This is a genomic window from Roseomonas sp. SRI_022, assembly GCF_057586215.1.
The window spans coordinates 77,293-101,497 of sequence record NZ_JBYCZL010000013.1; the positions used below are offsets into that span (position 1 = coordinate 77,293).

Consider the following 24,205-nt stretch of genomic DNA (forward strand, 5'->3'; position numbering starts at 1 on the left):
GGTCACCCCACGCGCGGGCAGCGCAGCCGATGCCCGTCACCGAGCGTCACCAGCGGCGGCATCGCCGTGCGGCATGCCTCCACCGCCAGGATGCAACGCGGATGGAAGGCGCAGCCCGCCGGTGGCGCGGCCGGGTTGGGCGGCTCCCCCGGCACGGAAGGCGGCGCGCCATGCACCTCCAGCCGCGGCACGGACGCCAGCAGCGCACGCGCATAGGGATGGCGCGGCGCGCCCAGCACCTCTGCCGCGCTGCCTTCCTCGACGATGCGGCCGAGATACATCACCGCCACGCGTTCACAAACCTGGCGCACCACCGCTAGGTTGTGGCTGATGAACAGATAGGCGAGCCCGCGCCGCGTCCGCAGCGCATCCAGCACATCGAGGATCTGCGCCTGCACCGAAACGTCGAGCGCGGAAGTCGGTTCGTCCAGCACCAGCAGGTCCGGTTCCAGCGCCAGCGCGCGGGCTATGCAGACGCGCTGCTTCTGCCCGCCGGAGAGTTCATGCGGGAACCGGTGCAGGAAGGCGGGCGGCAGGCCGACCTCGGCCAGCAACCCGGCGATGCGGTCACGCAACGCGCGGCCCGAGACGACGCCATGGATACGCAGCGGTTCGGCGACGGCGTCCTCGGCCGTCATGCGCGGGTCCAGCGCGGCGGAGGGATTCTGGTGGATCAGTTGCATGCGCCGCCGCAGCGGACGCATGGCGGCTTCATCCAGCGCGGTGATGTCCTGACCGTCGAAGGTGATACGTCCGGCGCTCGGCGGAATCAGCCGCAGCAGCAGACGTGCCAGCGTCGATTTGCCGCAGCCGCTTTCCCCCACGATGCCGAGCGCCGCACCCCGATCGAGCACGAGGTCGAGTTCCGCCACCGCGCGCACCTGAGGCGTGTCGCGGAACATCCGGCGGCGGCCCTCGAAGGTCCGCGACAGGCCCTCGGCGCGGAGCAGCGGTTCCGTCATGGGCTGGCGTGATGGCAGGCGACGGTGCGGCCGGGCAGGATCTCGCGCTTCAGCGGCTTCTCCTGCCGACAGCGATCCGTGGCGGCCGGGCAGCGCGGATGGAAGCGGCAGCCCGATGGCGGCGTGATCAATCCCGGAATGCTGCCGGCGATGCCCTGCGGGCGATGTTCCGGCCGGTCGAGATCCGGCACCGCGGCGATCAGCCCGCGCGCATAGGGGTGCAGGGGGCGGTCGAGCAGTTCGGCGGTCGGCGCTTCCTCGACCACCGTGCCGGCATACATCACCGCGACGCGCGCGCAGGATGCCGCAACAACGCCGAGGTCGTGGCTGATCAGCATCAGCGCCAGGCCGCGTTCGGCGACCAGCCGCGCGATCAACGCCAGCACCTGCGCCTGCACCGTGACGTCCAGCGCGGTGGTCGGTTCATCCGCCACCAGCAGCGCCGGATCGCCGGCGAGCGCCATGGCGATCAGCACCCGCTGACGCATCCCACCTGAGAGCATGTGCGGATGGCTGTCGAGCAGCCGCGCCGGTTCCGGCAGCCCCACGGCAGCCAGCAATTCCTCCGCCCGCGCCCGCGCCGCCGCGCGGGACCGCTTGGACGCGCCCGCCGCGGCGTCCTGGCCGCGGATCGCATCCTCCATCTGCGTGCCGATGGCGAGCAGCGGGTTCAGATAGGAGGCCGGGTCCTGGAAGATCATCGCGATGGCACGCCCGCGCAGCCGGCGCATGCCGCGCTCGGGCAAGCGCAGGATGTCATCCTCGCGGAAGCGGATGGCGCCGCTGACCACGCGCGCCGGCGGTGACGGATTGAGGCCGAGCAGGCTGCGCGCCAGCACCGATTTGCCGCAGCCTGTCTCCCCTACGATGCCGAGCGTCGCGCCGGCTTCCAGCGTCAGGTCGATGCCGTCCAGGACCTGCGCCGTGCCGTCGAAGGTGTCGAAGGCGAGCCGATAGTCCTGGATTTCCAGCAGCGCGCTCACCCGCGGTTGCTCCGCGGGTCGAGGATGTCGCGCAAGCCGTCCCCCAGCAGGTTGAAGCCGAGCACGGCCAAGTAGATGAACACGCCCGGCGCCATGGCGTACCACCACCAATCCGGCAGGTAGCCGCGCGCGACGGAGATCATCGCGCCCCATTCGGGCGTCGGCGGCTTGGCCCCAAGGCCAATGAAACCAAGCGAGGCGACGGCGAGGATCGCCTGGCCGATATCCATCGACATCTTCACGATCAGCGGGGAGATGCTGTTGGGCAGGACGTGGCGGCGCAGGATGCGTGCGCGCGATGCGCCGGCGACGCGAGCGGCCTCGATGAAAGGCTCCTCGCGGATCGACAGCGCCTTGGATTCGGCAAGGCGCACATAACCCGGCCACCAGACCAGGATCAGCGCGATCATCGCGTTGACAATGCCGGGGCCAAGCGCGGCCACCAGCGCGATCGCCAGCACCAGGCCGGGGACGGACAGGAACAGGTCGGTGAAGCGCATGATCACTTCGCGCAGCCGCCCGCCCGCGAGGCCGGCGAGGATGCCGAGCGGCACGCCGATCACCGCGGCCGCGACGGTGATGCCGATGCCCACCAGCAGGGAGATGCGCGCCCCGATGATCACGCGGGTGAGGATGTCGTTGCCGACCTCATCCGTGCCGAGCCAATGCGCCATCGACGGTGGCTGCAGCTTGTTTGCGAGATCGATCGCGCCCTGCACATGCTCCGGGTAAGGCACGATCCAGGGCCCAAGCAGCGCGAGTGCCACGATCACCGTCACCAGAAACAGGCCGAGCATGGAGGAGAAGGACCGCGTCAGCAGCCACATCGCCAGACGCAGGCGGCGGCGGGGCGGGGCAGCGACGGTTTCCTCGGCGGCGGCGGACATCAGGCCCTCCGCAGGCGCGGATCGAGCACGCCGTAGAGAAGATCGACGATCAGGTTCGCCGCCATGAAGTTCAGCCCGACGATCAGGGTGACGCCCATTACGGGCTTGAAATCCCCTGCGATGGCCGACGACACGGCGTAGAGGCCGATGCCCGGCCAGTCGAAGACGGTCTCCACCAACACGGTGCTGCTCATCATCCAGCCCCAGCGCAGGCCGATGATGGCGAGTGTCGGCAGCATCGCGTTCTTCAGCGCGTGGACCATCACGATGCGCCAAGGTGTCACGCCATGCGCGCGGGCGGCGACGATGTAGTCCATGCGCAGCGCCTCGACCATCTCGCTGCGGTTCACGCGCAGGATGGAGGCGAGGCAGGGCAGCGACAGAACGATGGCGGGCAGGATGATGTGCGACAACGCCTCGGTGAACAGCGCGGTGTTGCCACGCAGCAGGCTGTCCACCAACAGCAGGCCGGTGATGGGCTCGGGTGGTTCGATGAAGACCGACAGGCGCCCGCTCGTCGGCAGCAGGCCCATCCAGGTGGCGAAGGCCAATTGCAGCAGCAGCCCGAACCAGAAAGGCGGCAGCGCGATGCCGGACACGGCGAAGATGCGCGTCACGTGGTCCACCGGCCCGTCCTTGCGCAGTGCCGAGATCACGCCGAGCGGCACGCCGAGCAGCACCCCCAGCAGCATCGCCAGGATCACCAGTTCCAGCGTCGCCGGGAAATACCGCGCGAGATCCGTCCCGACCGATCGCCCCGTCGCGATGGACCGCCCGAAATTCCCCTGCGCCAGGTCGGTCAGGTAGCGCAGGAACTGCTCGGGCAGCGGCTTGTCGAGGCCGTAGTCCCGCCGCGCCTGTTCGATCTGCGACCGCCCCGCATCCGGCCCGGCCGCGAGCGCGGCTGGATCGGATGGCGCGACATTGGCGATGACGAAGGTCAGGCAGACCAGCCCGAACAGCATCAGCCCCGCGAGGCCGATGCGACGGAGGACGTAGCCGATCAACCGACGGCCCAGAGCGGGTAGAGGTCGATCTCCCCGGTGAAGCGTACCGGCGAGAAGGCGAAGCCGCGCACATAGTCACGCCGCGCCCAGAGCCGGTTCGCCACCATACCGAACAACTCCGGCTGATCGGCGACGATCTGGGTCTGGATGCGCGCATAGAGCGCCATGCGCTTGGCATTGTCCGTCTCGCCGCGCGCCTCGTCGATCCAGCGCGACACGTCGGCGTTCTCGTAGTGCGCCGTACCGTAATACAGGCCCCAGGAGGCGCGGTGATACTGATAGGCGACGGTATCCGGGTCGGTGCCGACCGGCGTGACGTAGATCGACATCATGTTCGGCGCCGTCTCGGGCTTCGACCCGCGGCTCGTCATGGTCGGCCAGGGCTGGCCGACGATGTTCACCCGGATGTCCAGCGCACGCAGGCTGTCGAGCAGCGCGAGGCCGATCCGCCGCGCATCCTCCAACCCCTGGACGTGGACATATTCCAATTCGATCCCACCATTCGGCGTGCCGGACCGCTTCAGAAAGTCGCGCGCCTTGTCGAGATCCTTGCGCGGGATGCCCGGCACGTCGATGTGCCCGGCCATCGATGCCGGGAAGGGGCTCGTCATCAGCGTCGCCGCGCCGTTGTGGATGGCGAGCAGGCTGTCGTAGTCGAAGGCGTAAGCGATCGCCTTGCGCAGGTTGATGTCGGCGGTCGGCCCCTGCTGGCAGTTGAACTTGATGCCGAAGGTGGTCGAGCCCTTGTGATTCTCCACCACCACGCCCGGCACGCGGCCGAGCTGTTCGATGTCGTCGGGCGTCAGGTTGGTGATGATGTCGGCCTCGCGCCGCTGCAGCGCGGCCTTGCGCGGTGCCGCCTCGCGGATGATGCGGTAGATGACGCCGGAGACGCGTTCCCCATCCGCCATCGGCCAGCCCTTCCAGTAGTCGGGCACGGCATCGAGGTGGATCAGCGCATTGCCGTCGAAGCGGCGCAGCTTGAAGGGACCGGAGCCGGCGCCGTTCTCGGTCAGCCATTTGCGGCCGAGGTCGTTGCCGTCCTGGTTCGCCATCACCTGCTTCGGATTGACGATGTACCACCACGGCAAATAGGAGATGAACGGCGCGAAGGGGCGCTCCAACGTGAAGCGCACGGTGCGCGCATCCACCGCGGTGATCTTCTCGGGCTTCAGGAAGTCCGTCAGCATCCAGGCGATGCCGGCATTCAGGCGCAGGCCGCGCTCGAAGGAAAAGCGCACCGCCTCGGCATCCACTGGATCGCCGTTGTGGAACTTCGCATTACCGACCAGGTGGAAGGTGTAGGTCAACCCGTCGGACGAGACCTCATGCCGTTCAGCCAGCCAGGGCACGATGCGCGGTGGGTCGCCTTCATATTTTAGCAGCGCGTCATAGACGCCCTGCTGGATCATGCGGGTGGACCAGTCGTAGCGCACATGCGGGTCCAGCACCGGTACCTGCTGGTTGCCGGAGAAGACCAGCACCTTGCGGCTGCCGTCACGCTCGAAGGCCCAGGAGACGCCGGGCGCGGCAAAGCCGAGCGCCGCGGCCCCGGCCAGCAGGCCGCGTCGAGAAGGATGATCGGTCATGTTGAATCCCCGGTCGTTGCCGCCATGTCCCTGTCCGCGCTGTCCTCATCGTCCGCCCGCCGCCGCGCGGTGGCGACGGGATCGATGCGCCCATCGGCGCCCAGCACGACACCATAGTCCCGCACCGCGCCATCCGGCGTGATGTAATCATCGTCGAGATCGGCCTGCACCGCCTCGATCGACCGGTCCCAGGGCCGGCCGAAACCAGAACCCCCGGCGATGCGGCCCTCGATCTCGGTGCGCGGGTCGAACAGCGCGACCATCTCGCCGGTGCCGACATCGCGCTGCGAGGCATCGTCCGGGCCCTTCACCGCGCCGCGGCCCGGCGCGCCAGAATGCCCGCCGAACAGCCCTTCCGGCTTCAGGCCGACGCCTTCGGGATAAAGGCCGACCATGATCGGTTCGGTGCCGCCCACCAGACGCCGAGCGCGCATGCGCTGGCCGAGGCCGCCGCGCTGCCGCCCCGGGCCACCGGTGTCGGCGACAAGGCCCTTTTCCATCACCAACACGGGCATGCGGGACTCCAGCAGCTCGACCGGCGTGTTCGCGGCACTGGTCGGGAACAGCAGCCCCGACTTGCCATCGGCCTTGGACGAAGCCCCCTGCCCGCCACCCATGAAGAAGTGGTCGGATGCGACGCGCCCCTGCTTGTTGCGCCCGTAGAAGCCGAAGGATTTCGGCAGGCCGGTGAAGGCCTGCACCTTGTCCGGGATGGCCGGCGCCATGGCGCGATAGAGATTCGGCCCGAGGAACCAGGACAGCCGCGTGCGATAGGCCACCGCCGCCGGCGGTTGGCAGTTCAATGCCGAGCCTTCCGGTGCGACCACGCTGATCGGCGCGTAGCAGCCGGCATTGCCGCGCACGCCGGGCGTCAGCATGCACTTCAGCGGATAGGAGGAATGCGCCGCCGTGACGTTCATCGTGCAGTTGAGCCCGCCCCGCGGCAGGGTGGGCGGCGCCTCCACATGCTCGACATGGATGGTGTCGCCCTGCTTGTGCACGCGCACGCGGTATCGCAGTGTCTCGCCGAGCGGGCGGTTCTCGATCTCGCTTTCATAGACACCATCGGGCACGGCGCGGATGGCCGCCCGCGTCGCGGCCTCGCTGCGGCCCTGCACCACGGCGGCCAGCGCGGTGAGATCCTGGAGCCCGTATTCCTCCATGAAAGCGACCAGCCGCTGGGCGCCAAGCGCATTGGCCGTCACCATGGATTCCACATCGCCCAGCACCTGGTCGCTGTTGCGGATGTTCTGCGCCATCAGGCGGAACAGCGAGCGGTCCGGCACGCCCGCCTCGTACAGCTTCATCGGCGGGATCTGGAAGCCTTCGTCGTAGATCTCGCGCGCCGCGAGCGGGTCCTTCACGCCGCCGATATCGCTGACATGGCCCACCGTGCCCATCAGCGCGACGACGCGGCACTGGTGGAAGACTGGCGTCACCAGCGCGATATCGAACAGATGCCCGGCGCAGAGCCAGGGGTCGTTGGTCACCAGCACGTCGCCGGGCTGCAGCGACTCGGCTGGGAAGTGTTCCAGCAGCGCCTTCACGCAGCGGGTGAGCGTCAGGTTGAAGAGCGGCATCGCACGCGGCGAATGCGCCAGCGGATTGCCCTCAGGGTCCAGGATCTCGTTCGCGAAATCCTGCGCCTCGGCAATGATGAGGGAATAGGCGGTGCGGCAGACGGTTTGCCACATCTCCTCGACGATCGAGATCAGCCGGGACCACATGATCTCGAGCCCGATCGGATCGGATTCGATGCGCGCTTTCGCGACCTCCAGCGCCATGCCCGGCGTGACCAGCGCATCGGCCTTGGCGGTGGCGCCGACGGCGATGCGCAGGTTCAGCACGGCATCGACGGTCAGCGTGTCGCCCGGCGCGATGACGGTGGTCGCCTCGCGCTCCTCGACGATCGCGGGGCCAGGCACACGGTCGCCAGGCTTCAGGCGATACCGGTCGTAGACGGGCGCATCGTGGTGGACACCATCGAACCAGGCCTTGCGGCTGCCCTTCAGCGCCGCGCCCTCGCCCGCCGCCGCACCGACCGCGCCGGAGACGGTGATCTCCGGCTCCGGCCCCAGCACGCGCACGCGCAGCGACAGCAGCTCGATCTCCGCACCCTCGACGACGCGGGTGTAGAGGCGCTGATAGGTCTCGACAAAAGCCTCGCGGATCTCCGGCAGGCGCGTGGCCTCGATCGCGCCAACCGGCAACGGGACGGCGATCTGGTGGAGTTGGCCGATCAGGCGCATCTCGGCGCTGCGTTCCACCCGCATCACGACATCCGCGACACCCGCGGCGCGCAGCTTCTCCCGCGCCTCGGCTTCCAGCGTATCCAGCGCGGCGGTGATGGCCGGGAAATCAGCGGTTGCACCGAGCGGCGCGATCAGGCTGCGCGACGTCTCGAAGGCCAGCGGCGCCGCCAGGAAACCGAGCGCCGATGCCGCACCCGAGGCCGGCGGCACCAGCACCTCACCAATGCCGAGGATGCGCGCGACGCGCACCGCATGCGCCGGCCCTGCGCCGCCAAAGGCGACCATGGCATAGCTGCGCGGATCGCGGCCCTTCTCGACCAGATGCACCCGCGCCGCGCCGGCCATCGCCTCGCACACCACGGCATGCACGCCCCAGGCGGCTTCCATCGCGGTCAGGCCGAGTGCCGCGCCAAGCCGTCCCAGCGCCGCCTCCGCCGCCGCGCGATCGAGCGACATGGTGCCGCCAAGGAAGAAGCCCGGATCGTAGTAGCCGAGCAGCAGGTTGGCGTCGGTGACCGTCGCGTTCTGCCCGCCGCGGCCGTAGCAGGCGGGGCCAGGATCGGCGCCGGCGGAATGCGGCCCTACCTTGATCAGCCCGGTCTCATCCACCCCGGCGATGGACCCGCCACCGGCGCCGATCTCGATCATATCCACGACCGGCGCGCGGATCGGCAGGCCGGAACCGCGCTTGAAGCGATGGACGCGCGCAGCCTCCATCAACGGCGCGACCTCCGCGCGGCCGTGTTCGATCAGGCAGGCCTTCGCGGTGGTGCCGCCCATGTCGAAAGCGAGCGCATCGGGCAGCCCCGCCGCGCGAGCGAACAGCACCGTCGCCAGGGCGCCCCCGGCCGGACCGGATTCCAGCAGGCGGATCGGCAGGGCGCGCGCCACCTCCGGCGCACACAAACCGCCATCGGATTGCATCAGCCGCAGCGTTCCGGTGAAGCCGAGCGCATCGAGCTCCCGCAGCAGCTTGCCGACATAGCGGTCCATCAGCGGTTGCACGAAGGCATTGGCGCAGGTGGTCACGCTGCGTTCGTATTCGCGGATCTCGGGCGCGACCTCGCTCGACAGGCTGATCGCAAGTTGCGGGAAGGCCTCGCGCAGCACCGCAGCGGCGGCGCGTTCATGCGCCGGGTTGGCATAGGCATGCAGGAAGCAGATGGCGATGGCGGTGCAGCCTTCCGCGACCAGCCTTGCACCCGCCGCGCGCACCTCCGCGGCATCGAGCGCCGCGATGGTCTGCCCGTCATGCGTGACGCGTTCGGTGATCTCGATGCGCCGGCGACGCGGCACGATCGGATCAGGAAATTTCAGGAACAGGTCGTAGATGTCGTAGCGCTGTTCGATGCCGAGCTCGAGCACATCACGGAAGCCGCGCGTCGTCAGCAGGCCGGTGGTCGCGCCGCGACGTTCGATCAGCGCATTGGTCACGAGCGTGGTGCCGTGCAGCACCTCGGACAAGTCTGCCACCGCGATGCCGGCCTGCGCGGTGATGGCACGGATTCCGGTCAGCGCGCCCTCTGCCGGATCGGCCGGCGTGGTCAGGCATTTGTACAGCGTGATGCCACCGGTCGCGGCATCGAGCAGCACGAAATCCGTGAAAGTGCCTCCGATATCGAAACCGAGGCGGTAGCGGCCGGAAGGTGACGTCACCGGAACCTCGCTGCATGCAGAATGGCCGGAGGCTATCGGCGCTTCCGGCATGCAGCAAGACCGGCGCGGGCGCCCGCGAACAAGGCAGGCGATGCCCGCGCCGCGTGCGAAATCAGGCCGGCGGCATGGTCTGCGCCATCGGCGGCAGCTTCACGACACGTTCATACCACACAGTGAGCTTCGGATGACCCGGACGCCACGGTTCGTTCGGATAGCGGAAATCGAGGTAGCCCAGCGCGCAAGCCACCGTGATGTCGCCGATCGTCTCGAGGTCGCCGAGCGCCTCCTTCTCGAGCGCATCCAGCGCGCGGGTCACCTTGCCCTGCTGGGTCGCGATGTACTCCTTGCGGCCGTCATCCTGCGGCAGCGCGATCTCACGCCGGCGCGGCTGCGTCGCGTCCAGGATACCGTCGCCGAGGGCAGCGAGCGTCAGTGCACGCCAGCGCGCCGGCCCCGACGGCGGGATGCAGGGCGGCGCATCGCCCAGGCTGTCGATGTATTCGCAGACCACCGGGCTGTCATACAGCACCTGGCCGTCATCGGTGACGAAGGTCGGGATCTTCGACAGTGGATTGAGCGCGGCGAGTTCCGGGGAAGACGTCGCGATGGTCCACATCTCGATCTTGTCCGCAACGCCGCGCTTGATGGCAAGCGCCCGGCATTTGCGGACATAGGGGCTGGCGGGCGACATGGTGAGCTTCATGCGGCATTTCCTCCGTTGCGGATGGCGGGACTGTCCCCCGCCCATCGCCATCCGTCCAGACGGGGGCTAGCCTGCGCGGAACGGAGGACGCCGCATGATCGAAACCATCGAGGACATCCCGACGCGCGACGGCGCGATGGAGACCTTCATCGTGCGGCCCGAACGCGGCGGCCCCTTCCCCGCCGTGCTGATGCTGATGGACGCGCCCGGCATCCGTGAAGAGCTCTACGACATGGCCCGTCGCCTCGCGACGGTGGGCTTCTGCGTGCTGCTGCCGAACCTCTACTATCGCGCCGGCCGCGACACGAAGTTCGGCCCCGGTGTGCTGGTCATGGGCGACCCAGAACGCGACCGCATGCGCGCCATCCGCACGAAGATGACCATTCCGCCGGTGATGGGCGACGTCGCCGACATGGTCGCCTACCTGGATCGCACCGGCATCGCGTCACCCGGCCCGATCGGCGTGCATGGCTACTGCATGTCCGGCCCCTACGCGCTGGCCGCCGCCGCGCGCTATCCGGGCCGCATCGCCGCAGCGGCGTCCTTCTACGGCACCTGGCTGGTCAGCGATGCACAGGAAAGCCCGCATCTGACGCTCGGTGCGGGCCGCGCCGAGCTCTACATCTCCTGTGCCGAGCATGACGAACTCGCACCGCTGCCGATGGTCGCGGAGCTGCGCGCGCTGTTCGACGCCTCCGGCGCGGCGGGCGAGCTGGAGATCCATCCCGCCGTGCATCACGGCTTCGCTTTCCCGGAGCGGAAGATCTACGACAAGCCCGCGGCGGAACGGCACTGGGAAAGGCTGATCGCGCTGTATCGCCGGCGGCTGGGCGGGGGTTGAGGCCAGCACCATGCCTGCGATGCCTTGGGCGCTGTTGGCGGCGGCCTGCCTCGGCATGTTCGCCGCCTCATCCTCGGGCACCACGCGTGCGCCCTTCCTGCTCGACATGGCGCATGACCTGTCGGCCAGCCTGACATTGGTCGCGAACCTGATGGCAGTGACCTCGATCGCCTGGGGCGTCTCCTCGGTGTTCGCGGGGGCGGCGTCGGATCGCTGGGGGCGGCGGCCCTTCCTGGTCGGCGGGCCACTCGGTCTCGCGACCGGGCTGGTCTGCCTGTCGCTGGCGCAGAGCTATCTCGGCGTTGCCTTCTGGGCGACGGTGTCGGGCGCCTGCGCCGGCGGCTTCACCGGCGTCATCATGACGGAGGCGTCGGCTCGCACGGTGGACCGGCAACGCGGCCGGGCGCTGGGCTGGGTGATGTCGGGACAGTCCTTCGCGTTGCTGGTCGGCGTGCCGCTCGCGGCCTGGATCGGATCCTCCATCGGCTGGCGCGGCGTGAATCAGGTGGTGGCAGGGGTGGCGGTGCTCGCAGCGCTCGGCCTGTTCGTGACCACGCTGCGGCCGGCGGAAGGCGCGGCGGCTGGCGCGTCCACGAAGCAAGCCAGCATGCGTGGGGCAATGACCCCGCCTGTCTTGCGGCTGCTGTCCATGGGCGTGGCGGAACGCGTCTGCTACGGGCTGACGGTCGTCTACTTTGCGACCTTCCTGCAGACGACCTACGGGCTGACGCCGGCCGGCGTCGCGATCCCGCTGGCTGTCGTGGCGCTGGGCAATATCCTCGGCACCATCCTGGGTGGCCAGGCGGCGGACAGGCTGCCCGACCGCTCGCGCACCTTCGCGATGGCGATGATCGCATCGGGCAGCGCGGCCATGGCGCTGTTCGCCTGGACGCCCGGCCTGGCCGGCACGGTGGCGTTGGGCTTCGTCTATGCGACCTGCAGCGCCATGGCGCGGCCAAGCCTGATGGCCGCGCTGGCCAATGTGCCGGAGGAGGTGCGCGGCACCGTGCTCGGGTTGAATGTGACGGCCGCGAGCCTCGGCTGGCTCGGCGCCGCCTCGCTCGGCGGCTGGATCATGGCGGGGATCGGTTTCGCGGGTTTCGGCCCCTTCGCCATGGCGGTGGCGCTGGTCGCGGCTGTGCTGGCGCTGACCGGGCGCCGCGGCCGCTAGCCGTCCAGAAAGGCGCGCACCTCCCGCCGGATGAAGGCGGTGTCCTCCGCGTTCGCCACCGGGTTACCGGCGCGATGGCCCCAGATCGAGGGGATCGGCACCAGCGTGCCGTGGCGCAGATGCGGCAGCTCCGCCGCATTGTCGGCAACGCGGAAATACAGATCGGTCTCGGAAGGCATCAGCAGCACGCGCGCGGTGATGGCACGCAACGCGGCGGTGAGGTCGCCACCATCGGCGATGTCCCCCGCATCCCAGCAGCGCATCTGAGCCAGCAAATCCGCCGCGGCGCGGCGTGCGAAGCGTTCCTCCCAATCCGTGCGCAGGAAGGTGTCGAGGTCGGGCGCCTTCAACGCCGACAGGTGTAGCCCAGCGCGGTAAAAATCCTGGCTCAAGGCCCAGCCGGCATAAAGCCGCCCGAAGGCGCGCAGCGCGGCCATCGGCTGCGCGGAGAACAGGGCCGTTCCATCATACTCCGGCGCCGCTTCCAGCGCGGCCATCATGCCCTTGAGGAAGACACGGTTATGCACGCTGGTCCGCGCGCTGCCGCAATTGACCACGATGCGCTGCACGGCGTCCGGGAAGGCGGCGGCCCAGTGATACGCCTGCTGCGCACCCATCGACCAGCCATAGACGGCATGGACGCGATCAACACCGAAGACCTCGGTGAGCAGGCGGCGCTGCGCGGCGACGTTGTCCCAGGCGGTGACCAGGCGCGGCCAGGGCGCGGTGTTGCTTGGCGAGGACGACAGCCCGTTGCAGAACATGTTCGGGATGACGATGAACCAGCGCGTCGGATCCAGCACGCCCTCCGGCCCGATCAGCCATTCGAGGTCGGGATGCTGCGCGCCGTAGCTGGTGGGATAGACGATGACGTTGTCGCGCGATGGGGACAGCGTGCCATGCGTCCGCCAGACAACCCGTGCGGCGGGCAGCGTGCCGCCCTTGCGCAAGGGCAGGTCGCCGAAATCGAAGACACCATCCTGCGTCGGCCAATCCATCCTGCACGCCTCCTGTCGCGAGCAGCCTATCGTCAGTCGCGCTGACGCAACAACAGGGGCAGCACCAGGAGCGGCAGCACCCCCGCGAGCAGGAAGCCGCGCGCGAAGGCGTCGAGGAAGGCGTCGGTCGCCGGGTGTCCCTCGGCCAGCAGTGCCGCCTCGGTCGCGCCGAAGATCAAGGTCAGCAGGGAGGCAGCCGCCACCACGCCCAAGGTGCGCGTCAGCGTGGTCAGACTGCCGGCGACGCCACGATCCTCCCGCCTCATCATCGCCGTCACGCTGTCGGTATAGGCGAGGGTGAACAGGCCGACGCCTACCCCCTGCAGCACCAGCGCCGCGACCAGCAGCGCCGCCGATGTCGCCACACCCCACAGCGCGATCGCCAGCAGCCCGGCCGAGGTCGCGACCGCGCCCGCCATCAGCACGGCGCGCGCACCGAAACGCATGACGGCCGGCCCGCCGAGCCATGCGCCCAGCATGCCGCCTGCCGGCCCGGTCGCGAGCACCAAGCCGAGCAATGCAGCCGACAGGCCCGCAATCCGCGCCAGGTAGAAGGGCACCAGCAGCAATACGGAGAATCCCGCGAAGCCGAGCACGGCATTCGACAGGTTCAACGCCGCGAAGCCTGGACGACGGAACAGGGCGAGATCGATGATCGGTCGCGGCGCCTGCCGGCTGCGCCAAACGAAACCGATGCCGCAAGATGGCGCCAGCAGGGCGATGACGATGGCCATGGGAGTCGGCGCGCGGTTCAGCGCCAGCAGCAGTGTCGCGACCGTTGCCACCAGCAGCACCGCGCCGGGTGCGTCGAAGGCCTCGCGCGAGGCGGCGCGCGGTGCGGCGAGCAACCGCCAGGACAATACCAGCGCCACCACCGCGATCGGCGCGCGGAACCAATAAACCGATTGCCAGCCAAACGCTTCCACCAGCACGCCGCCGGTCAGCGGCCCGATCGTCGAACCAGCGGCAAGCGTCGCGGCATAGGCGGCGAGTGCCCGGGCGCGCATCGCCTCAGGGAACTGCCCGGTCGCCAACGCCGGGCCGCAGCCCAGCACCAACGCTGCGCCGATGCCTTGCAGCACCCGGCAGGCCAGCAGTGCATGGAAGCCCGGCACGACGGTCAGCAGCAGATAGGCCACCGCGCTCCAGGCCAGGCCGAAGCGGAAGACGCGGGCATGGCCGAAGATGTCGCCCAGCCGGCCGACCGCCAGCATCAGGCTGCCATAGGTCAGCACGTAGCAGATCACGATCCACTGGATCTCGGGCACCGCCAGGCCGAAAGAGGCGGCGATCGCCGGGAAGGCGACATTCACCGCGCTGTCGAGCGGCACGATCAGCGTGCCCAGCGCGATCGGCGCCAGCCGCAGCAGGCCCTGCCCGTTCATGCGCATCCCCCTGGTCCTGACGCGCAGCATCGCCGATACGACGGACCGGCGCACCCCACCCAGCACCAGGGCTGCTCAACAGCGTTGTGCGACCTTCACAAGCGACCCGGTTCCGGGGGATTCTGCGCTCCCAGGGAAACGCCAGGACCGACCATCATGACCGCTGCCGACCGCCTTCGTGCCCGCCTTGCCGCGGGCGGCATCATCTCCGCGCCCGGGGCGCCGGATGCGCTGGCCGCGCGCCTGATCGAACGCGCCGGCTTCGAGGCGATCTACATGACCGGCTTCGGCGCCACCGCCTCGCGCCTCGGCCGACCCGATATCGGCCTGCTGACGCAGACCGAGATGACGACCCATGCCCGCGACATGGCACGCGCGGTGGCCATCCCGATCATCGCCGATGCCGACACCGGCTATGGCGGCCCGGCGAATATCGCCCGCACCATGGAGGAATACGCCCAGGCCGGCGTCGCCGCCGTGCATCTGGAGGACCAAGTGGCGCCGAAGCGCTGCGGGCAACTCGCCGGCATCCGCCTGATCGATGCGGAGGAGGCCGCACGCCGGCTGCGCTGCGCGATCGCCTCACGCCCCGCGAACGGCCCGCTAGTGATTGGCCGCACCGATGCCATGCCGGCAATCGGGGCGGAGGAGGCGATCCGTCGCGCCCTGATGTACCGCGATGCCGGCGTGGACCTCGTCTTCGTCGACGGCATCAAGCATATCCGGGAAGTGGAGATTGTCGCCCGGCAGGTTCCTGGTCCGAAGGTGGTCAGCATCGTCGATGGCAACGAAACCACGGCGCTGACCGCCAAGGCGCTGGAGGAGATGGGTTTCGCCGTCGTGCTCTACGCCGTCTCGCTTCTCTTCGCAGCGTCGAAGGCGATGGCCGATGCACTCGCCACGTTGAAGCGCGACGGCACGCCGGCCGCCGCGGCCGCTTCCATGATGACCTATGGCGAATTCAGCGCCCTCGTGGACCTGCCGCGCTTCCAGAAGCTGGACGAGGATTACGGCTGAGCGAAGCGCTCGATCCGGAAGGCATCGAGCGGGATATCGGTGCGCCCGTCCACGACCAGCTCAGTCATGATCGCCCCGATACCGGGGCCGAGCTGAAAGCCGTGGCCGGAAAAGCCGAAGGCGTGGAACAGGCCGGGCGTGGTGCTGCTCGGCCCGATCACCGGAATGCCGTCGGGCATCTTGCCGTCGATGCCGCTCCAGGACCGGATGATCTGCGCGCCGGCCAGCGCCGGGACCAGTTGCACCGCGAGTTGCGTCGCCTCGATCGTCACGTCCGGCAGCGGGCGCGACCAGGGAACGGAGGCATCCGCTTCCCCGTGCCCACCGCCGAAGATGATGTTGCCGCGCGGGATCTGGCGCAGATAGACGTTGCCGCCGACGACGCCGAGATTGGGTTCGATGAAATAGGGCAGCGGCTCGGTCACCGCCATGTTCGGCGACAGCGGCGCGATCGGTACCGCCTCCCCGAAGGCCTCGGCGACAGCACCACCCCAGAAGCCGGCCATATTCAGCAGCACCGGAGCGGAGAAGCTGTCTCCGGCCTTGGTGTGCAGCGTGAAGCGCGTGCCGTCATGCGCATGCGCGACGACCTCCGCATGTTCGCGGATGTCGGCGCCGGCAGCGCGCGCGGCATTTGCCAGGGCAGGCGCGAGCAGACGCGGATTGGCCGCGCCATCTTCCGGCGCGAAGGATCCCGCGAGGACCTTCGGTCCAAGCCAGGGATATTCCCGATGGATCGCGTTGCGCCCGACCAGGCGCAGCGGCAGGTCGTACTGCTTCGCGACGTCGAGGTAGGCGATGAGCTCGGCTTCCTCCGCTTCGCTGCGCGCCAGCTTCAGATGGCCGGTGACGGTGAACTCCGCATCGGTGCCGACCAGCACGCCGAGCCGCCCCCAGATCTCGCGCGACCGCCGCGCGATGGGCAATTCCGCCGGATGCCGCCCCTGCTGCCGCACGCCGCCGTAATTCACGCCGGAGGCCTGGCCACCGACCAGCCCGCGCTCAAGCAGGACCACGCGCAACCCGCGTTGCGCGAGATGCAGCGCCGCCGAGCAACCCGCCCCGCCGCCGCCCTGGATCAGCACGTCGCAGGTCGTGGTCATGCTGCGTCTCCCGCGCTGATCGGTATCGGCTTGACCGGCGGCTGGCCGCGCAGACGGCCGATCTGCGGCACCTCGCAGCCGAGCTCGGCGGCAAGGATCTCCGCCGCCGCCGGGCCGCAAACGCGGCCCTGGCAGCGACCCATGCCGACACGAGTGAAGGCCTTGGCACGGTTCATCTCGGGTGCCGGGCCGGTGGCCGCCTCCGCCCGCGCGGCGGCGCGGAGTTCGCCTGCGCGCAGCCCCTCGCAGCGGCACAGCAGCGTATCGTCCGCCATGTTGCGCGCGAGATGCGCGGGGAAAGGAAAGGCGCGCTCCAGCGCGGCGCGGAAGCGCGCCTGAGCGGAAAGGCGACGATCCAGCGCGACGGTCTCGATCGGATCGATGCGATGGCCGCTGTCTTCCAACAGCGCCAATGCCGCGCGCGCGCCGGCGAGTTCAGCCACCTCCGCGCCGCCGATCCCCGCGCCGTCACCAGCCAGGTAGATGCCCGCGACCGGCGTGCGTCCCGCACCATCGCGCACCGGCACCCAGTTGGACTGCACGGCATCGTGGCGGAACGGCACGGCCGCGAGGTCGGCGAGTTGCGCCTCTGGCTTCAGCCCCCAGCCCAGGCCGACCGCATCGCATTCCGTGCGGTGCTCGCGCCCGGCGGCGTCGCGCCAGGTCACCGCAGCGACGCCGTCATCGCCGCCTTCGATCGCGACGGGCGTGATGCCCTCCGCGATGCGCACACCACGGGCGCGCAGCCACGCCGTGTAGTACAGCCCCTTGGCGAAGGTCGCCCCGCCCAACAGCAGCCCGGGCGAAGCGCGCAGCTTCGTCGCGAAGGCCGTCGTGTCGAGCACCGCCGCAACCTCGGCGCCGGCCTTCGCATATTGATAGGCCACCAGCCACAGCAGCGGCCCGCTACCGAGGAACACGACGCGGCGCCCAATCGCGCAGCCCTGGGTCTTCAGCGCGATCTGCGCCGCGCCCATCGTCGTCACCCCCGGCAGCGTCCAGCCGGGGACGGGAATGACGCGATCCATCGCGCCGGTGCAGAGAATGGCGGCGTCATATGCGACGTCCTGCTGTCGGCCGCGCGACAACGTGCTGAGCCGCTTCGCGCCGGGGCGGATGTGCCAGACCAGCGTGTCGGGGCGCCAATCGCAGCGCGGCTTCAGCGCATCGAGCGTTTCATGCAGCGCCGTGGCGCGCTTCGCCTCGAAGCCGTAGAGGCTGCGCGCATCGCGGGCGAGGCCCGGCGGCGGCCGCTGGTAGATGCGTCCGCCGCCATCCGGTGCCTCGTCGATCCAGACGGGCGAAAGGCCCGCGGCCACCAGCCGTTCCACCGCGCGCACCCCGGCGGGGCCCGCGCCGACCACCGCGACCCTCATCCGCGCCGCACCTCCATGCCATCCTCGGCAAGGGTCGCGCAGGCGCGCACGCGGCCGAGATCCTGCACCACCACCCAGCAATCCTGGCAGGCGCCCATCAGGCAGAAGCCGGCGCGCGGTCCGTCGCCGAATTCGCTCTCGCGCAGATGGCCCGCATCAGCGGCGAGCAGTGCGGTCAGCAGCGTGTCGCCGCGCTGCGCTTCGATCGGTGCGCCTTCCAGCCGCAACGTGATGCGCGGGCGGATCGCGTCGCGCAAGCGGACCAGTTTCACAGCGTGTCCTCATGCCGGCAATTCACCAGCAACTCCGCGACCGTCGCGTTGTTCGGCAGGCGCAGTACGGATTCGATCAGCGCGGCGATATCCTCGGGCCGCGACATGGAATCGCGGCTGACCTTGGTGACATGGGATGTCATGTCGGTATCGACGAAGCCGGGACAGACAGCGGTGGCGCGGATGCCGTGTTCCCAGCCCTGGCGCCGCACCTCCTGCGTCAGCGCCATGACCGCGAACTTGCTCATCGCGTAGCCGAGATTCTCATTGCGCACGCGCTTGCCGGACAGGGAGGAGACGTTGACCACGCGCCCCTCCTTCGTCGCGACCAGATGCGGCCAGGCGGCGCGGATGACGCGCATCGGCCCCTTCGCATTCACCGTCCACATCGCGTCGAAATTCGTCTCGTCCGCGTCGAGCATCGCGGCGCGCGGATTGATGCCCGCGGCATTCACCAACGCGTCGATGCGACCGTGCCGGGCGATGGTCGCGGCGACCCAGGCCTCGGCGCTGCCGGGCGTCGCGGCCTCGAACCTATGGGCCGACAGGCGGTCATGGGCAGGCAGGCGCGAGGCATCGCGCACCCCGGCGCTGACGGTGTAGCCGGCGGCGAGCAGGCGTTCGGCCACCGCGCGCCCGATGCCGCGCGCGGCCCCGGAGATCATCGCGACGCGTCCGGTCGGGTCCATCATGCGGCGATCTCCTCGGCGCGGTGGCAGGCGATCAGGCGACCGGTCGCGCCGGGAAGTGGCCGCAGGATCGGCACGGCGTCCGCGCAGGCCGGCTGCGCCATCGGGCAGCGCGTGCGGAATACGCAGCCGGAGGGCGGCCTCGCGATGCTCGGTACTTCGCCGGCCAGCGGCGCGGCGGCGGCGCCGCGATGGCGCAGCGACGGCGTCGCGGCGAGCAGCGCGCGTGAGTAAGGGTGCGCCGGGGCGCGGAAGATCTCGGCCGCCGGGCCTTCCTCCATCACCAGGCCGAGATACATCACCACCACGCGGTCGCAGAGATGCCGCACCACATGCAAATCATGGCTGATAAAGACCAGCGCGAGGCCGAGTTCCGCCCGCAGGTCTGCCAGCAGGTTCACCACCTGCGCCTGGATCGACACGTCGAGCGCCGAGACCGGTTCATCCGCGACGATGAAATCCGGCTGCGTCGCCAGCGCGCGCGCCACCGCGATGCGCTGGCGCTGCCCGCCGGAGAATTCATGCGGCAGACGCTTCGCATGACCGGGATCGAGTCCAACCTGCCGCAGCAGCGCCGCAACACGGTCCTGCGCCGCCGCACCCTGCGCGAGGCCATGGATCACCATGCCATCGGCGATCTGCGCACCCACCGTGCGGCGTGGATCAAGGCTGCCGTATGGGTCCTGGAAGACCATCTGCATGCGCCGCCGCAACGCCCGCAGATCGGCCGCGGGCAGGGTAGCGAGGTCGCGGTCCTCGAACAGCACGCGCCCGCCGGTGGGCGTCATCAGCCTCAGCAGAAGGCGGCCGAGCGTCGATTTGCCGCAGCCGGATTCCCCGACGACGCCGACCGCCTCGCCGCGATGCAGGTCGATATCGACACCGCGCAGCGCCATCATCGGCACGCCGCGCGACAGCAAGCCGCCGCGGCGATGGAAGGCGCGGGTCAGGCCCTCGCCACGCACCAGGGGGGCGGTCATGCGACCTCCTTCCAGCGCAGGCAACGCGCGGTGCGGTCGGGGGCGACCTCGGCCAATGCCGGGGCGGCCGCTTCGCAGGCGGGCTGCGCCATCGCGCAGCGCGGGGCGAAGCGACATCCGGCCGGCATGGCCCAGGGCTGCGGCACGGCACCAGGAATGGCGGACAGACGCGCCGCCTCGCCTTCCGGCGTGCTGGCGATCAGCGCGGCGGTATAGGGGTGGCGGGGTGCGGCGAGCACTTTGGTGGCCGGGCCTTCCTCCACCACCTCACCCGCATACATCACCGCGACGCGGTCGGCGATCTCTGCGACGACGGCCAGGTTGTGCGTCACGAAGACCATGCCCATCCCGCCTTCGGCCTGCTTCAACTCCTGCAGCAGCGCGAGGATCTGCGCCTGCACCGTGACGTCGAGCGCGGTGGTCGGTTCATCCGCCAGCAACAGGCGCGGATGATTGGCAATGGCCGCGGCGATCATCACGCGCTGGCGCTGGCCTCCGGAGAGTTCATGCGGATAGGCCATGGCCGCGCGTTCCGGATCGGGCAGACCGACCTGTCGCAGCAGCGCGACGACACGGTCTTGCAGGCCATCGGTCGTGCCGTGGGCGCGCAGGCTTTCGGCGACCTGCGAACCGATGCGCAGCAGCGGGTTCAGGCTGCTCGACGGGTCCTGGAAGATCATGGCAAGGTCGTGGCCGCGCAACCCGCGCAACTCGCCCTCCGGCAGGCGCAACAGGTCGCGCAGCTGCCGGTCGCGGCCGGTCAGCAGGATGCTGCCCGCCAGCGGCGTCACCGCCGCCGGCAGCAAGCCCATCACGGCAAGGCCGGTCAGCGTCTTGCCCGATCCGCTCTCGCCGACGATCGCCATCGTCTCGCCCGGCGCAAGGCTGAAGGAGACGTCGCGCACCACCGCGACCGGCCCCTGCGGCCCCGGTACCTGCAGCGTCAACCCCTGGACGGTCAAAAGGCCCGGCGCCGTTGTCGGCTCGGGCGCGCGCGGCAGCGCAAAGACACGGCCGAGGAAACCCGGCCGTCCCATCGCGCGCCCGCGCGGGTCGAGCGCGTCGCGCAACCGGTCGCACAGCAGGTTCAGCACCAGCACCGTGCCCGTCAGCGCGAGGCAGGGCCAGAACAGCAGCAGCGGCGCCTGTTCCATCGCCGCGCGCGCACCGCGGATCATCAGCCCCCAGGATGGCGAGGGCGGCACCACGCCGAGCCCGAGGAAGGACAGCCCGCTTTCCAGCAGCATCGCCGCCGCGACGGTCAGCGAGAACTGCACGATCAGCGGCGTCGCGATGTTCGGCAGCACGGTCAGCGCCAGGATGCGCCGCGTCCGCGCGCCCAGCGCCTGCTGCGCCGTGACGTAGTCCAGCGCGCGGGCCGACAGCGTCTCGGCGTAGGCGACGCGCGCGAAGCCCGGGGCGAACAGGATGGACAGCGAGAAGATCAGCGTCGCCGCGCCCGGCCCGAGCAGCGTGACGACCAGCAGCGCGAGCAACAGCGGCGGGAAGCACAGCACAATTTCCGCCATGCGCACGGTGAACAGTTCCACCACGCCGCGGAAATAGCCACCGAGGATGCCGAGCAGCGTGCCGGCGACGGCCGCCGCCGCCGCCGCCGCGAAGGCGACGGAGAGCGAAACCCGTGCGCCCCAGATGATGCGCGACAGCACGTCGCGCCCGTATTCGTCCTGCCCCAGCCAATGCAGCGCCGAGGGGCCCGTCAGTCGGTTCGCGACATCCTGCCGCACAGGGTCGGCGAGCGGCAGGACCGGCGCGGCGATCGCCAGCAGCACGATCGCCAGCGCCAGCAGGCCGGGTGCGAGCAGGCCACGCAGGGCGGTGCGCCGCATCAGCCGTGCCTGACGCGCGGGTCGATCACCGCATAAAGCAGATCGACCAGGAAGTTCAGCAGCACGAAGATCGCGGAGATGACGAGCACGATGCCCATCACCTCCGGATAGTCGCGCGATTCCACCGCGCGCACGAGGTAGCCCGACAGGCCCGGCCAGTTGAACACGAATTCCACCAGCACGGTGCCGCCGAGCAGCGAGCCGAGATGCAGCGCCACCACCGTGACCACCGGCGTCAACGCATTGCGCAGCACGTGCCGCCGGATGATCGCCGCCGGGGAGACGCCGCGCGCCTGGGCGGCGCGGACATGCTCGCGTTCCAGAACCTCGAGCACAGAGGCGCGCATGACACGGAACACCACCGCGCCGAGGCCGACCGCGATGGTCCCGGCCGGCATCAGCAGCAGCAGGATGTGACGCCCCGGATCGCGTGCGAAAGGCACGTAGCCGCCGGCCGGCACTAGTTTCAACTGCTGCGCCAGGACCAGCACCGTCAGCGTGCCGACGACGAAGACCGGGATCGACAGCGCGAAGCCGGCCCACGCGGTCAGCGCACGATCCAGCAGGCCGCCGGCGCGCAGGGCCGCCGCAATGCCGAGCGGCACACCGAAGACCAGCGCGATCAGCCCCGCCGTGCCCACCAGCTCCAGCGTGCGCGGCAGGCGCAGCACGATCTCGTCCACGATCGGGTGCTCATCCTGCAAGGCGAGGCCGAAATCCCCGCGCAGCAACCCGCCCATGTAGTCGAGATACTGCGTCCACAGCGGCAGGTTCAACCCCAGCCGGTCACGCAGTTCCTCCACCGCCACCGGGTCCGGCGCGATGCCGCCCTGGGAGAGTAGTAGCTCCGCCGGATCGCCCGGGATCAGGTGAATCACCAGGAAGACCAGCGAAGCCACGGCCCAGACCAGGCCGACCGACACGATCAGGCGGCGCGCGGCGAAGGCGAGCACGCAGTCAGGCCACTTCGGTGGTTTCGAAGGTCAGGCCCGAATAGAAAGTCAGCGCGCCCGGCAGGTTCTTGAAGCCCGTCACCTGCTTGCGCATCGCATAGCCCTGGCTGCGCCAGGTCAGGCCAACGATGGGCGCCTGTTCGATCGCGACGCGCTCGACCTCCCGGTAGATGTCGCGGCGCTTCTCCTGGTCGAACTCGGCGCGCCCGGCGGCCAGCCCCTCGGTGATGCGGTCGATTTTCAGGTTGAAGCTGCGGACATAGGACGGCGCGAGCGAGCCGTCGATGAAGTTGGCGATGCCGTCCGGGTCGTTGCTGTCGGCGGCGGTGCCCATCACCGCCACGTCGTACTGGCCACGATTGCCGATCGCCACGCGCGTCGCCCAGTCGGGCATGTTCAGCTCGGCGCGGATGCCGACAGCGGCCAGGTGCTGCTGCACCACCTCCGCCGTATCCTTGTGCATGCCGTATTGCGCGGTGGACAGCAGCGAGCAGGAGATGCCGTTGGCGTGCCCGGCCTCGGCCAGCAGGCGCTTGGACAGGTCGGGGTCGTACTTCCAGCCGTCCTTGAACTCGGCGTTGTAGAAGGGGCTGGATTCCGCGACGGGCAGCTGCTGAAGCGGCGAACCGCGGCCGAAGAAAGCGGCGCGGACCAATTCCTCCCGCTTGACGGCATGGGCGACGGCCTTGCGCACGCGCGGGTCGTTGAAGGGCGGGCGCGACCCGTTGAACACCAGGAACATGAAGGCGCCATCGACGGTGTCGAGGCTCAGTCCCGGATCCGCACTGATCGCGTCCATCGACTGCCAGGGCACGTATTCGATCAGGTCCACATCGCCGGACCGCAGGGCCGCGACACGCAAATTCTCATCGGCATAGGCGATGGCGCGGATGCGCTTCAGCTTGGGCAGGCCAGCGCGGTGGAAGCCAGTGAAGGGCTCCAGTTCCAGCGAGACGCCGCGTTCCTGCGCCTTGATCATGAACGGCCCGGCACCCACTGATTGGCCGCGCGGCGAGTTCCGCGAAATGATCGGCAGGTGATAGGACGCCATCATGATCGGCAGCGTCGCCACCGGCGCCTTCAGCATGATGCGCACAGTGCGGTCGTCGGGTGTATCGACACGGTCCACGCCCTGCATCTCGGCGCGGAAATAGGCGGTGGAGCGTTCCGCGGCGATCTGTTCGATCGTCCACTTCACATCGGCTGAAGTGACCTTCTCGCCGTTCTGGAAGCGGGCGTCGCGCAGCTTGAACTCCCAGCCCTGGGTGCCGATCGGCTGCCAGGATTCCGCGAGTTCCCCGCGCAGCGACCCATCGGGTGCGTAGGAGGTGAGGCCGCGATAGATCATCAGCTTGATCGTCGCGGCGGCGGTGCCGGTGTTCTGCCAGGGTTGGATGCTGGGCGGGAAGGATGACAGGCCGAAGGTCAACTCGCCCGGCGTGCCGGCGCGCGCCCCCGGGGCGCGCAGGAAGGGCAGGCTCGCGGCACCAGCCATGACGGCGCGGCGGGAAATGCTCGGACCCATTGCTCA

20 protein-coding genes are annotated in these 24,205 nt (G+C 69.7%); 3 read left to right on the forward strand and 17 right to left on the reverse strand.

Annotated elements, in window-relative coordinates; translation table 11 throughout:
* Positions 1-2: 2 nt before the first annotated feature.
* From AC2YHJ_RS14840 to AC2YHJ_RS14870, 7 genes are all read right to left on the reverse strand, one after another.
* Entirely contained in the window at positions 3-962 is a 960-nt protein-coding gene (locus AC2YHJ_RS14840; RefSeq protein WP_487396852.1) for an ABC transporter ATP-binding protein, read from the reverse strand.
* On the reverse strand, positions 959-1,945 hold the full coding sequence (locus AC2YHJ_RS14845; protein ID WP_487396853.1) for an ABC transporter ATP-binding protein: 987 nt from the start codon (positions 1,943-1,945) through the stop codon (positions 959-961). The genes AC2YHJ_RS14840 and AC2YHJ_RS14845 overlap by 4 nt, the downstream gene beginning before the upstream one ends.
* Positions 1,942-2,832 (reverse strand): ABC transporter permease, encoded by an 891-nt coding sequence (locus tag AC2YHJ_RS14850; protein ID WP_487396854.1) that lies wholly within the window; start codon positions 2,830-2,832, stop codon positions 1,942-1,944. Before AC2YHJ_RS14850 ends, AC2YHJ_RS14845 begins: the two co-directional genes overlap by 4 nt.
* Entirely contained in the window at positions 2,832-3,839 is a 1,008-nt protein-coding gene (locus AC2YHJ_RS14855; protein WP_487396855.1) for an ABC transporter permease, read from the reverse strand. Before AC2YHJ_RS14855 ends, AC2YHJ_RS14850 begins: the two co-directional genes overlap by 1 nt.
* The gene (locus AC2YHJ_RS14860) at positions 3,836-5,428 is read right to left on the reverse strand and encodes an ABC transporter substrate-binding protein (RefSeq protein WP_487396856.1); all 1,593 of its coding nucleotides are present in this window, start codon (positions 5,426-5,428) and stop codon (positions 3,836-3,838) included. The genes AC2YHJ_RS14855 and AC2YHJ_RS14860 overlap by 4 nt, the downstream gene beginning before the upstream one ends.
* Positions 5,425-9,336 (reverse strand): hydantoinase B/oxoprolinase family protein, encoded by a 3,912-nt coding sequence (locus AC2YHJ_RS14865; protein ID WP_487396857.1) that lies wholly within the window; start codon positions 9,334-9,336, stop codon positions 5,425-5,427. The genes AC2YHJ_RS14860 and AC2YHJ_RS14865 overlap by 4 nt, the downstream gene beginning before the upstream one ends.
* A 112-nt stretch (positions 9,337-9,448) precedes the next feature.
* Positions 9,449-10,039, reverse strand: coding sequence for a glutathione S-transferase N-terminal domain-containing protein (locus tag AC2YHJ_RS14870; RefSeq protein ID WP_487396858.1), 591 nt, complete (start codon positions 10,037-10,039; stop codon positions 9,449-9,451).
* A 94-nt stretch (positions 10,040-10,133) separates the two neighbouring features.
* Between AC2YHJ_RS14870 and AC2YHJ_RS14875 the strand changes: the two genes are divergently transcribed.
* Both AC2YHJ_RS14875 and AC2YHJ_RS14880 read left to right on the forward strand, forming a co-directional pair.
* Positions 10,134-10,880: a dienelactone hydrolase family protein gene (locus AC2YHJ_RS14875; protein ID WP_487396859.1), complete on the forward strand. Its 747-nt coding sequence runs from the start codon at positions 10,134-10,136 to the stop codon at positions 10,878-10,880.
* Between the two features lie 10 nt (positions 10,881-10,890).
* The gene (locus AC2YHJ_RS14880) at positions 10,891-12,051 is read left to right on the forward strand and encodes an MFS transporter (RefSeq protein ID WP_487396860.1); all 1,161 of its coding nucleotides are present in this window, start codon (positions 10,891-10,893) and stop codon (positions 12,049-12,051) included.
* Here the strand turns inward: AC2YHJ_RS14880 and AC2YHJ_RS14885 are convergent.
* Positions 12,048-13,049, reverse strand: a complete 1,002-nt coding sequence (locus tag AC2YHJ_RS14885) for an alpha/beta fold hydrolase (protein WP_487396861.1) — start codon at positions 13,047-13,049, stop codon at positions 12,048-12,050. The two genes, AC2YHJ_RS14880 and AC2YHJ_RS14885, sit on opposite strands and share 4 nt — an antisense overlap.
* Before the next feature lie 32 nt (positions 13,050-13,081).
* Positions 13,082-14,434: an MFS transporter gene (locus tag AC2YHJ_RS14890; RefSeq protein ID WP_487396862.1), complete on the reverse strand. Its 1,353-nt coding sequence runs from the start codon at positions 14,432-14,434 to the stop codon at positions 13,082-13,084.
* Between the two features lie 156 nt (positions 14,435-14,590).
* Here AC2YHJ_RS14890 and AC2YHJ_RS14895 point away from each other — a divergent pair, with 156 nt between their 5' ends.
* Positions 14,591-15,451: an isocitrate lyase/PEP mutase family protein gene (locus AC2YHJ_RS14895; RefSeq protein ID WP_487396863.1), complete on the forward strand. Its 861-nt coding sequence runs from the start codon at positions 14,591-14,593 to the stop codon at positions 15,449-15,451.
* Here the strand turns inward: AC2YHJ_RS14895 and AC2YHJ_RS14900 are convergent.
* The 8 genes from AC2YHJ_RS14900 to AC2YHJ_RS14935 are packed head-to-tail and all read right to left on the reverse strand — an operon-like array spanning position 15,442 to position 24,199.
* Complete coding sequence (locus AC2YHJ_RS14900; protein ID WP_487396864.1) at positions 15,442-16,554, reverse strand: NAD(P)/FAD-dependent oxidoreductase; 1,113 nt, start codon at positions 16,552-16,554, stop codon at positions 15,442-15,444. The two genes, AC2YHJ_RS14895 and AC2YHJ_RS14900, sit on opposite strands and share 10 nt — an antisense overlap.
* Positions 16,551-17,930: an FAD-dependent oxidoreductase gene (locus AC2YHJ_RS14905; protein ID WP_487396865.1), complete on the reverse strand. Its 1,380-nt coding sequence runs from the start codon at positions 17,928-17,930 to the stop codon at positions 16,551-16,553. Before AC2YHJ_RS14905 ends, AC2YHJ_RS14900 begins: the two co-directional genes overlap by 4 nt.
* Complete coding sequence (locus tag AC2YHJ_RS14910; RefSeq protein WP_487396866.1) at positions 17,927-18,202, reverse strand: 2Fe-2S iron-sulfur cluster-binding protein; 276 nt, start codon at positions 18,200-18,202, stop codon at positions 17,927-17,929. Before AC2YHJ_RS14910 ends, AC2YHJ_RS14905 begins: the two co-directional genes overlap by 4 nt.
* Positions 18,199-18,894 carry an SDR family oxidoreductase gene (locus AC2YHJ_RS14915; protein ID WP_487396867.1) on the reverse strand — a complete coding sequence of 232 codons (696 nt, stop codon included), beginning with the start codon at positions 18,892-18,894 and terminating at the stop codon, positions 18,199-18,201. Before AC2YHJ_RS14915 ends, AC2YHJ_RS14910 begins: the two co-directional genes overlap by 4 nt.
* Entirely contained in the window at positions 18,891-19,871 is a 981-nt protein-coding gene (locus tag AC2YHJ_RS14920; protein ID WP_487396868.1) for an ABC transporter ATP-binding protein, read from the reverse strand. The genes AC2YHJ_RS14915 and AC2YHJ_RS14920 overlap by 4 nt, the downstream gene beginning before the upstream one ends.
* Positions 19,868-21,721: a dipeptide/oligopeptide/nickel ABC transporter permease/ATP-binding protein gene (locus AC2YHJ_RS14925; RefSeq protein WP_487396869.1), complete on the reverse strand. Its 1,854-nt coding sequence runs from the start codon at positions 21,719-21,721 to the stop codon at positions 19,868-19,870. Before AC2YHJ_RS14925 ends, AC2YHJ_RS14920 begins: the two co-directional genes overlap by 4 nt.
* On the reverse strand, positions 21,721-22,674 hold the full coding sequence (locus AC2YHJ_RS14930) for an ABC transporter permease (protein WP_487396870.1): 954 nt from the start codon (positions 22,672-22,674) through the stop codon (positions 21,721-21,723). Before AC2YHJ_RS14930 ends, AC2YHJ_RS14925 begins: the two co-directional genes overlap by 1 nt.
* A 4-nt stretch (positions 22,675-22,678) precedes the next feature.
* Complete coding sequence (locus tag AC2YHJ_RS14935; protein ID WP_487396871.1) at positions 22,679-24,199, reverse strand: ABC transporter substrate-binding protein; 1,521 nt, start codon at positions 24,197-24,199, stop codon at positions 22,679-22,681.
* Positions 24,200-24,205 lie beyond the last annotated feature (6 nt).